Here is a 9,695-nt window from a genome sequence, read left to right on the forward strand (position 1 = left end):
TGAGGCGCGAGACGCTGTCCCCAACGCCCTCACCCTTTCGCCGCATGCGACAATCCCTCCCTCTCCCAGCACCATGCGGGAAGAGGGAGGAACCGCTTACTTGTCGTCGCGGACCAGCTCGGTCGCGGCGAGATGCTCCGCCAGGAACCACACCTGCGGCTCATGGGTGCGGATGATGTTGCTCACCAACAGGTCGTTGGTGCCGTCGTCGCCCGACTCGTCCGCTGCCTGCGCACCTTCGTGAGCCTGGCGCAGGATGATCTCATGCGCTTCGAGCAGGCGGGCGAGCTGGGTCGGGACGTCTTCGCGGCCCTTGGGCGGGCGGGGGATCGTCGTCATCTCGGCGACGTCGTGCGCCATCGCGATTGAGATGCCGCCCAGCGCCATGATCCGCTCGGCGACGAGATCGACCAGCGCGGCCTGCTCCTCGTAATGCTTGTCGAGCAGAAGGTGCAGTTGATAGAATGTCGCACCCGACATCTGCCAGTGATGCTTCTTGTACATGTCGCGGATCGTCATCGTGTCCGCGAGCACCTGGTTCAGCGTCGCCACGCTCTGCGCGCGCGCATTGTCCTCGAGCGCGATCGGCAGGCGCTTGAGCGTGCCGTACGGCTGGATCTCGCGATACTCGACCTTGTACTGCGGCTGTGCTTCGACCGATACGTTGGTGTTGGCCTTCGCCAGCTTTGCGGGTTTCTTCGCCATTGGGAATTCCTGTCTGTTCGGTTGAACTCGACATGCATAACGCATGACCGGGCGGATCGACAGCGGACGAAATCCTCGTTCACGGTGATCGTACAGTCGACCTGCTCTTGACGGGAGGGTCCCGGCGAAGGAAGCGGGCGCCAGCAACGCGTTGGGAGTTCAGGATGACGGAAGCACCTCTGGTCGCAGGGATCGAACTCGGCGGGACAAAATGCATTTGCATTCTTGCGCGCGGACCCGACCAGATCGAGGAAACCGTGCGTATCCCGACCACGCGGCCCGACGAGACGCTGGCCGCGATCGAGGCGGTGCTGGATCGCTGGAGCGGGTTCGTCGCGATCGGTATCGCGAGTTTCGGACCGGTGTCGATCGATCGCCACTCGCATGACTACGGCCATATCACGACGACCCCCAAGCCCGGCTGGGCAGGGACCGATATCGCCGGACGGTTGCAGCGGCGCTACGGCGTGCCGGCCGGATTCCACAGCGACGTCGTCGGTGCGGCGCTGGCCGAGGCGCGGTGGGGCGCGGCGAAGGGCTTGCCGGATATCGCCTATGTCACGGTCGGCACCGGTGTCGGCGCCGGCATGATCGCGAACAACCGCCCGGTCGACGGGCTGACGCATTCCGAACTCGGTCATATTCGCCCCGCACGGTTCCAGGGCGATGACTGGATCGGCAACTGCCCGTTCCACGGGGCCTGCATCGAGGGTCTCGTCGCGGGGCCTGCGATCGCGGCGCGGATCGGCCATCCCGCCGACGAGGCCCCCGCCGAGCATCCGGTCTGGGACAGCGTCGCCGACGCGCTCGGCCAGCTTTGCCACACGCTCGTCCTCACCGGCATTCCGCGCCGGATCGTCATGGGCGGCGGCGTCATGGGGGCGTCGCATCTGTTTCCGCGCGTGCGCGCGGCGATGACCCGCAGCCTCGGCGGCTATATCACGCTGCCGGAGGTGGCGCTGACCGACACGTTCATCGTGCCGCCGGCGCTCGGCAACAATGCCGGGCCTCTGGGCGCGATCGTGCTGGGTGCTCAAGCACTTGGCCATCAGCTGGAGACATCGTTTACGGCGTCTTAACCGTATCTGGTTACCGCTCGATAGCGAGAGTGAGGGGCAGGATACGCCATCGCCGGACGGCGACGGTCTTTCCCAACGAGGAGCGGTTTCGATGCGCATTCTGATCGTGGACGACGAACCGGCGATGCGCGACAGCTACCGGCGCAGCTTCGCCGGCCCGCGGTCGAGCACCGGCGAGGCGCTGGACGCGATGGCCGTCGAACTGTTCGGCAACGACGCTCTCGGGGACGACGCGCCCCCCGGCCCAGATGCCAACGCCTCGGCGTTCGCGCTGACCTATTGCGACCAGGGTCTCGACGCGGTTGCCGCGGTCGAGCGTGCGCTCGCCGAGGGCGCGCCGTTTACGGTCGCGTTCATCGACGTGCGGATGCCGCCCGGCATCGACGGTCGCGAGACCGCCAGGCGCATCCGTGCGCTCGATCCCGAGATCAACCTCGTCATCGTCACCGGGTTCTCGGACTTCTCGCCGATCGAGATCAGCAAGGTCGCCGGCCCCGCGGACAAGATCTTCTACATCGCCAAGCCGTTCGAGGTCGCCGAGATCCTGCAGACGGCGACCGCGCTCGCCCAGCGCTGGCAGAACGATCGCGATCTGGCCGCGGCGCGTGATCTGCTCGCGGCGCAAGTCGTGCAACTCGAGGAGCAGGCCGCCGAACTGGCCGCGAACGAAAGCCGCGCGATCCACCTCGCGATGCATGATTCGCTGACCGACGCGCCCAACCGGCTCGCCTTCCTGCGCGCGCTGGCGGCCCGCACGCGGAGCGAAGGGCTGTTCGCGACGGTCATGATCGATCTCGATCGGTTCAAGCTGGTCAACGATACGCTCGGGCATCTCGCGGGGGACGCGCTGATCCGCGAGATCTGTGCGATCCTCAACCGCTCGACCCCCGATGGCGCTCTGGTCGCGCGTCTCGGCGGCGACGAATTCGGCATCCTGTTCGATACGTCGAGCGAGGCGGCGGCGGTGATGGCGTGCGAACTGATCGTCGCGGCGTGCTCGGTCACCCTCCAGGTGTTCGGCAATTCGGTGCAGGGCGGCGCGTCGGCCGGCGTCGTCGTGACGGCTGGGGCGGGCGCTGGAACGGTGACCGGGGGCAGCGATCCGGTCGACGTCATCCGCCGCTCCGATCTCGCCCTCAACGACGCCAAGCGCGGCGGCCGCGGCATCGTCCGGCTGTTCGACGAGAGCATGGACGAGGGCATCCGCTTTCGCCGGCGCGTCGAGGGCGGCTTGAGCCAGGCGATCGCCAGGGGTGAATTGAGCCTCGCCTATCAGCCGATCGTCTCGCGCGATGCGATCGAGGTGGTCGGGTTCGAGGCGCTGGTGCGCTGGAATACCAGCGAATACGGGCTGATGAGCCCCGCGACCTTCATCCCGATCGCGGAGGAATCGAACCTCATCCACGAACTCGGCGACTGGGTGTTGCACGAAGCGCTCGACGTTCTGAAGCAATGGCCCGGGCAATATGTCTCGGTGAATTTTTCCCCGCGCCAGTTCCGCCGCCACAATTTCGTCGGGCACATCATGGAGAGCGTCCAGCGCGCCGGCATCGCGCCCGCGCGACTGCAGATCGAGATCACCGAGACCGCGATCTTCGATGATGCCGAACGTGCGGCCGAGACCCTCTACAAGCTGCGACAGATGGGCTTCCGGATCGCGCTCGACGATTTCGGCACGGGCTATTCGAGCCTCTACAACATCCGCAAGTTCGCGCTGGATTGCCTCAAGATCGACAAGTCGTTCATCGATGGCATGGGCCGCGAACGCGAAAGCGCGGCGATCGTCCATTCGATCATCCACCTCGGCCGTGCGCTCGGGCTGGGAGTGATCGCCGAGGGGGTAGAGACCGAAGCCCAGGTCCAGGCGCTGCGGCTGGCAGGGGCCAGTCACCTCCAGGGATATTATTTCTCCCGACCGGTTGGTGCGGACGACGCGCTGGCGATGGCGCAGGGGCGCATTCTGAGCGGCAAGGACGACGTTTCCAACGACGACCCGACGATCCGGCAGACGTTCGGGCTACGCAGCTGATGCCATCCGCGGGGATGGGCCGGTTGCCGCCGCCGTTCGGACGACAGTTCGGCCGGATGCGGACCCCATCGTCGCTCGGTGGCAAGCTGATCCTGATCATGACCGCGGTCGGGGTGGTCGCTGCGATCGGGATCACGCTGCTGCTCGCCGCCGTCATCACCCCGAGCTTCGCCACGCTTGAGGACAAGGCGATCGCCGCGCATGTCGAGCGGACGCGTGCGGCATTGTCCGACTATGCGGAAGACGTCGAAAGCGCGGCGCGCGATTACGGCGACGGAAACGACGGATATTCGTATCTCGCGCAGCCCGATGCGGTGTTCGAACGCGAGGGTGTCTCGGCGCGAGCCATGAGCAATATCGGCGTCGACGGCATGGCGTATGTGACGCCCGAGGGCCGCGTCGTCCTCGCTCGCTGGCGCGATCCGGCGACCGGCGCGGCGCGGCCCGGCATGAATGCGCAACTGATCGCGACCATCGGCCGTACCGACTTCGCGCAGGTGCTCCGCGGACGAAGATCGGGACGCTTCTATGCGCGGGTCGGCGATCGCATCGCGGTGATCGGCGTGGCGCAGGTCCACCGCTCGGATGGCACCGGTGGCGCACGTGGCTATGTGGTGCTGGCCCGGGTCGTTACCTCCCGACAGATGTCCGATCGACTCAGTCGCGATGCGCGGATCGACCTGACGCCGAGCGGCGATCGCTATTCGGTGACGGCGAGCCCGTCGAAGCTGATGATCGCGGTGCCGGTCATCGGTGCGGACGGCCACGCGGTCGCAACCGCGCGGCTTAGGATTCCGCGCGACGTATCGCTGCTCGGGCGACGCATGCTGCTGCTCGCGGTTGCCGGCTCGACCGTGTTGCTGCTGCTGGTGCTCGTCGTCCTGCGGCGGATGATCGCGCGGCTGGTGCTGCGCCCGCTGCACCGGGTCGAAAGCCATATGCAACGTGTCCGCGTATCGGGCTCGCTCGCGCTGCTCGAAGAGGACGAGCGGCGCGACGAGATCGGCTCGCTCGGGCGGAGCTTCAATGCGATGCTGCGCCAGTTGAAGGACTTGCGCGAACAGATCGAGGTGCAGTCGTTCGATCTCGGTCGCAGCGAAAGCGCGGTCGCGGTCATGCATAACGTTCGCAACGCGCTGAACCCGATCAGCACGATCCTCAGCCAGGGGATCGCACAGGCCCCGCCGGTCGACCGCGCGCCGATCGACCGCGCTATCGCCGAACTCGCGCGCAGCGACCTCCCCGAGGCGCGCCGCGAGAAACTGGCCGCCTTCGTCGCCACGGCGATCGAAGCGGAGTCGGCCAGCCGCGAGGCGGCTCGGCGCGAACTCGTCATTGGCCGCGAAGCGATGGCGAATGTGCTCGAGATCATCGGCCAGCAACAGCTGGCCGCCCGTGAACGCCCGGCGCTGGAGGTGTGCGACGTCAGCGCCATCATTGCGCGCAACGCGACGATCGCGCGCTATGCGCAAGGCGCGTCGATTGCGTTCAGCTTTCCGGCCGGCCCCAATCTGGTGATGGCGAGCCGCGTGATCCTGAGCCAGGTGATCGGCAACCTGTTCGGCAACGCGGTCGAATCGATCGAGGCGCGAGGAACGGGCAGCGGATCGATCGTGACGACGATCAGACAGGATGCGGGCCGCGTGACGATCGAGATTCGCGACGACGGCGAAGGCTTCCCGCCGAAGGTCGCAGGGGCATTGTTCCAGCGCGGATTTTCCACGCGCGCGCACAAGTCGGGCGGGCTGGGGCTGCATTGGTGCGCAAACTCGGTGAACGCCATGCAGGGCTCGCTGCGGTTGGAAAGCGACGGGCCGGGACTTGGTGCGGTCGCGATCCTGACGCTACAGGCGGGCAATGCGGCTTGACCAGTAACCGCCAATTCTTCTTCCTCTCCCCATTGGGGAGAGGGTCGGGGTGAGGGCAGCCAAGCCATGCATCGCCTGGAACATGCCCTCCCTCCAGCCCGTTCCTAAAAAGGGGGAGGGAGCGGGTCACAACAGGCTCGGCTGAACTTCCTCCTCGTCGCCCATGATCCCGGACAGCGTCAGGCCGAGCAGTCGAACCCCGTCCGGCACCGGCAGCTGCGCCATCAGCAACTCCAGCCCGGCCTCCAGAAATGCAGCCTTGTCCGTCACCGCCGATACCGAAGACCGGGCGCGGGTGATCGTGCGGAAATCGGCATGGCGCAGTTTCAGCGTGATCGTCCGCCCACGCGTGCCGTGTCGTTCGATCCGGACCCATGCCGCATCGGCCACGCGCTGCAGGGCGGCACGCAGGTCCTCCTCAGTGGTCAGGTTCGTCTCGAACGTCCGCTCTGCCCCGACCGATTTCGCCGCGCGATTGACCCGTACCGGGCGATCGTCGATCCCGCGCGCCGCCCGGTAGAGATACTCCGCATAGCTGCCGAAATGCGCCTGGAGGAAGGCGAGGCTCTGGCCGAACAGGTCGGCGCCGGTGAGGATGCCGAGCCGTTCCATTTTCTGCGCGGTCACCGGGCCGACGCCGTGGAAGCGCTTGACCGGCAAAGACTGGACGAAGGCCGCGCCGCGCTTCGGCGTGATGATGCAGATCCCGTCGGGCTTGTTCTGGTCCGAGGCGAGCTTGGCGATGAACTTGTTGTAGCTGACCCCGGCGGATGCGGTGAGGCCGGTATCCGCCTTGATCCTGGCGCGGATTTCCTCCGCGATCGCCGCCGCCGTGCCGAGGCCGCGAATATCCTCGGTGACGTCGAGATAGGCTTCGTCGAGCGACAACGGCTCGATCAGGTCGGTATAGTCGGCGAAGATCGCGCGGATCCGGTCGGACACTTCGCGGTACACGTCGAACCGCGGCGGCACGAACACCAGGTCGGGGCAGCGCCTGATCGCGGTGACCGACGGCATCGCGCTGCGCACTCCGAACGCCCGCGCCTCGTAGCTCGCCGCCGCCACCACGCCGCGGGCACGCGACCCGCCGACCGCCACCGGCCTGCCCCTGAGCGAGGGATCGTCGCGCTGCTCGACCGAAGCGTAGAAGGCATCCATGTCGACATGGATCACCTTGCGCTGGGCGGGAGGCTGGGTAGGAGGAAGCATGAGCGCGTTAGATAGGCGCGCAAGGGGCGGCGATACAGGGTGCATCCGCAACCAATCGCGCGGCCGCGGGTACTGCCGACGGGCAACGAAGGGACGCGAATGCAGGTCGGGACGGAATGCTGGCGGGTCGAACGCGCCGAACAGATGGCGGTGATCGTCGATGCGGAAAAGTATTTCCGCACCGCACGCGTCGCCATGATGGGGGCCAAGCGCCGCATCCTGTTGATCGGCTGGGATTTCGACGCCCGCATCGAACTCGAACCCGGCGTCGATCGCCCCGGCGAGCCGAAGAAACTCGGCGAATTCATGCTGTGGCTGGTCGAGCGCGAGCCTAACCTAGAGGTGTTCGTGCTGCGCTGGGATACCGGTGCGATCAAGTCGCTGTTCCGCGGCTCGACGATCTTCACGATGATGAAGTGGATGAAGCACAAGCGCATCCACACCAAGCTCGATGGGCATCACCCGACGGCGGCGTCGCATCACCAGAAGATCGTGATCATCGACGATGCGCTGGCGTTCTGCGGCGGCATCGACATGACCGGCGACCGCTGGGACACGCGCGAGCACCGCGACGACGAACCGCACCGTATCCAGCCCTCGGGCAAGCCGTACAAGCCGTGGCACGACGCCATCAGTGCCGTGCAGGGGCCCGTCGCGCACGCACTGGGCGAGTTGTTCCGCCGCCGCTGGCATCTGGCCGGCGGGATGAAGATGGAGACGGGCGAACCCGGCAGCACATTCTGGCCCGAGGGGCTCGAGGTCGATTTCCGCGACGTCGACGTGGCGATCGCACGCAGCGAGCCCGAAATGTCCGACCAGGAGCCGGTGTACGAGAGCGAAGCGCTGTTCCTCGGCCAGATCGCGCGCGTGAAGAAGCACTTGTACATCGAGAGCCAGTATTTCGCGTCGCGCAAGATCGCCGAGGCGGTCGCGAAGCGTCTCGACGAGGTGGACGGTCCCGAGATCGTGATCATCAACCCGACCACCGCGCAAGGCTGGCTGGAGCCGATCGCGATGGATACCGCGCGTGCGCGGCTGATGGAGGCGCTGCACCGGCGCGACACGTACAACCGGTTGCGGATGTACCATCCGTTCACCGCGGGCGGTGAGGCGATCTATTGCCATGCCAAGATCCTGATCGCCGACGAGGAGGTGTTCCGGCTCGGCTCGTCGAACGTGAACAACCGCTCGCTGCGGCTCGATACCGAGTGCGACCTGGCGATCCGCGCGACCGATGCGGCGACGTCGAAAGGGATCGTCGCGATCCGCGATGGGCTGATCGCGGAGCATCTCGGCGTCGAGCCGCAGGTGGTGAGCGATCTGATCGCGGAGACAGGCTCGCTGATCAAGACGATCGAGCGGCTGCGCGGCGAAGGCAAGACGTTGCAGCCTTATGAGGTGCCGGACCTGACCTCGGTCGAGGAATGGCTCGCCGACAACGAGGTGCTCGACCCGGAAGGCCCGCAGGAGATGTTCGAGACGTTCAGCAAGCGCGGCCTGTTCCGCCGGCTGCGGCGGAAGAAGAAGTAGACCCAACTCTCAATCCTCCCCCGCAAGGGGGAGGTGGCTGGCCCTTGCCAGTCGGAGGGGGAGGTCACGGAACGGGCGTGGGCGCTTGCCTCCCCCTCCGTCACCTTCGGTGCCACCTCCCCCTGGCGGGGGAGGATCAGATCCACAAACAGGAAAGGCCGCGGCACCCCCCGGTACCGCGGCCTCAAGCGCTCCCGAAAAACAGGGGAGTTACGCGACCTGGGCTTCGAGCGCTTCGTCGGGCTCGCGCAGCACGTAGCCGCGACCCCAGACGGTCTCGATGTAATTCTCGCCATCGCATGCCAGGCTGAGCTTCTTCCGCAGCTTGCAGATGAACACGTCGATGATCTTCAATTCGGGCTCGTCCATCCCGCCATAGAGATGGTTGAGGAACATTTCCTTGGTGAGCGTGGTGCCCTTGCGGAGCGAGAGTAGCTCCAGCATCGCATATTCCTTGCCGGTCAGATGCACGCGGCTGCCACCGACCTCGACCGTCTTCGCGTCGAGGTTCACGGCCAGCTTGCCGGTCCGGATGACCGACTGGCTGTGACCCTTGGAGCGACGGACGACGGCGTGGATCCGTGCGACCAGTTCCTCGCGGTGGAACGGCTTGGTGACATAGTCGTCGGCACCGAAACCGAAGCTCCGTACCTTCGAGTCCATTTCGTTCACGCCCGACAGGATCAGCACCGGCGTCGAGACCCGCGCGACCCGGAGCCGCTTGAGCACGTCGTACCCATGCATGTCGGGCAGGTTCAGATCGAGCAGGATGATGTCGTAATCATACAACTTGCCCAGATCGAGGCCTTCTTCCCCGAGATCGGTGATGTAGACGTTGAACCCTTCGGTCGTCAGCATCAGCTCGATAGCCTTCGCCGTGGTCGGCTCGTCTTCGATCAGCAGAACCCGCATGCGTCGTCCCCTCTTCGCGAGACCGTCCGACACCCCATGCCAGCCGCTCGACTTCTATTCATTAACCACACAACATCTGAAGGCAAAAGGTTAATTTCGGACTAAGGTTGACAGGACGAATCAGCCGGATCGCTGGCGACCGGTTGAATTCCTTACAAATCTTCTGCCGGGGGGCTCGGCGCCAGTTCGGGCGTGAGCAACGTCCGGTCGACGGTCTTTGTGATGTCCTCGCCGAGCAACCCACGCCGATACACGCTGCGGACTGACCGCGATTTCGGCAAATGAAGGGCGAATTGTCTGCGTCGGGGGCTGAGGCGGTTCATGCGGATGCGGGTCGCCTGAGGGGTGTCGTACGAGGCAAAA

8 protein-coding genes are annotated in these 9,695 nt (G+C 65.9%); 4 read left to right on the plus strand and 4 right to left on the minus strand.

Annotated features, from left to right (window positions below):
• Nucleotides 1-96: 96 nt before the first annotated feature.
• Nucleotides 97-705 (minus strand): Dps family protein, encoded by a 609-nt coding sequence (locus NLI89_RS18025; RefSeq protein WP_254688242.1) that lies wholly within the window; start codon nucleotides 703-705, stop codon nucleotides 97-99.
• Between the two features lie 164 nt (nucleotides 706-869).
• Between NLI89_RS18025 and NLI89_RS18030 the strand changes: the two genes are divergently transcribed.
• From NLI89_RS18030 to NLI89_RS18040, 3 genes are all read left to right on the plus strand, one after another.
• Nucleotides 870-1,784 carry an ROK family protein gene (locus NLI89_RS18030; protein WP_254688243.1) on the plus strand — a complete coding sequence of 305 codons (915 nt, stop codon included), beginning with the start codon at nucleotides 870-872 and terminating at the stop codon, nucleotides 1,782-1,784.
• Between the two features lie 91 nt (nucleotides 1,785-1,875).
• Entirely contained in the window at nucleotides 1,876-3,813 is a 1,938-nt protein-coding gene (locus NLI89_RS18035; protein ID WP_254688244.1) for a GGDEF/EAL domain-containing response regulator, read from the plus strand.
• On the plus strand, nucleotides 3,813-5,681 hold the full coding sequence (locus NLI89_RS18040) for an ATP-binding protein (protein WP_254688245.1): 1,869 nt from the start codon (nucleotides 3,813-3,815) through the stop codon (nucleotides 5,679-5,681). The genes NLI89_RS18035 and NLI89_RS18040 overlap by 1 nt, the downstream gene beginning before the upstream one ends.
• A 126-nt stretch (nucleotides 5,682-5,807) precedes the next feature.
• On the opposite strand, the gene dinB is transcribed toward NLI89_RS18040, so the two are convergent.
• Complete coding sequence (dinB, locus tag NLI89_RS18045) at nucleotides 5,808-6,890, minus strand: DNA polymerase IV (protein WP_254688246.1); 1,083 nt, start codon at nucleotides 6,888-6,890, stop codon at nucleotides 5,808-5,810.
• A gap of 99 nt (nucleotides 6,891-6,989) precedes the next feature.
• Here dinB and NLI89_RS18050 point away from each other — a divergent pair, with 99 nt between their 5' ends.
• Entirely contained in the window at nucleotides 6,990-8,420 is a 1,431-nt protein-coding gene (locus NLI89_RS18050; RefSeq protein WP_254688247.1) for a phospholipase D-like domain-containing protein, read from the plus strand.
• A gap of 210 nt (nucleotides 8,421-8,630) precedes the next feature.
• Here NLI89_RS18050 and ctrA read toward each other — a convergent pair whose 3' ends face one another.
• Both ctrA and NLI89_RS18060 read right to left on the minus strand, forming a co-directional pair.
• The gene (gene ctrA / locus NLI89_RS18055) at nucleotides 8,631-9,332 is read right to left on the minus strand and encodes a response regulator transcription factor CtrA (RefSeq protein ID WP_128455376.1); all 702 of its coding nucleotides are present in this window, start codon (nucleotides 9,330-9,332) and stop codon (nucleotides 8,631-8,633) included.
• A gap of 152 nt (nucleotides 9,333-9,484) precedes the next feature.
• Nucleotides 9,485-9,695: hypothetical protein (locus tag NLI89_RS18060; protein WP_254688248.1), on the minus strand; the 211-nt coding region annotated here is incomplete at its 5' end.

It is taken from the genome of Sphingomonas faeni, assembly GCF_024273235.1.
Classification (GTDB): Bacteria; Pseudomonadota; Alphaproteobacteria; order Sphingomonadales; family Sphingomonadaceae; genus Sphingomonas; species Sphingomonas faeni_A.

What these genes read in the sequence shown, in the direction of transcription:
- NLI89_RS18035 (WP_254688244.1), top strand. Translation starts at nt 1,876, where the DNA reads ATGCGCATTCTGATCGTGGACGACGAACCGGCGATGCGCGACAGCTAC.
- dinB (WP_254688246.1), bottom strand. Translation starts at nt 6,890, where the DNA reads ATGCTTCCTCCTACCCAGCCTCCCGCCCAGCGCAAGGTGATCCATGTC.
- NLI89_RS18050 (WP_254688247.1), top strand. Translation starts at nt 6,990, where the DNA reads ATGCAGGTCGGGACGGAATGCTGGCGGGTCGAACGCGCCGAACAGATG.
- NLI89_RS18040 (WP_254688245.1), top strand. Translation starts at nt 3,813, where the DNA reads ATGCCATCCGCGGGGATGGGCCGGTTGCCGCCGCCGTTCGGACGACAG.
- ctrA (WP_128455376.1), bottom strand. Translation starts at nt 9,332, where the DNA reads ATGCGGGTTCTGCTGATCGAAGACGAGCCGACCACGGCGAAGGCTATC.
- NLI89_RS18025 (WP_254688242.1), bottom strand. Translation starts at nt 705, where the DNA reads ATGGCGAAGAAACCCGCAAAGCTGGCGAAGGCCAACACCAACGTATCG.
- NLI89_RS18030 (WP_254688243.1), top strand. Translation starts at nt 870, where the DNA reads ATGACGGAAGCACCTCTGGTCGCAGGGATCGAACTCGGCGGGACAAAA.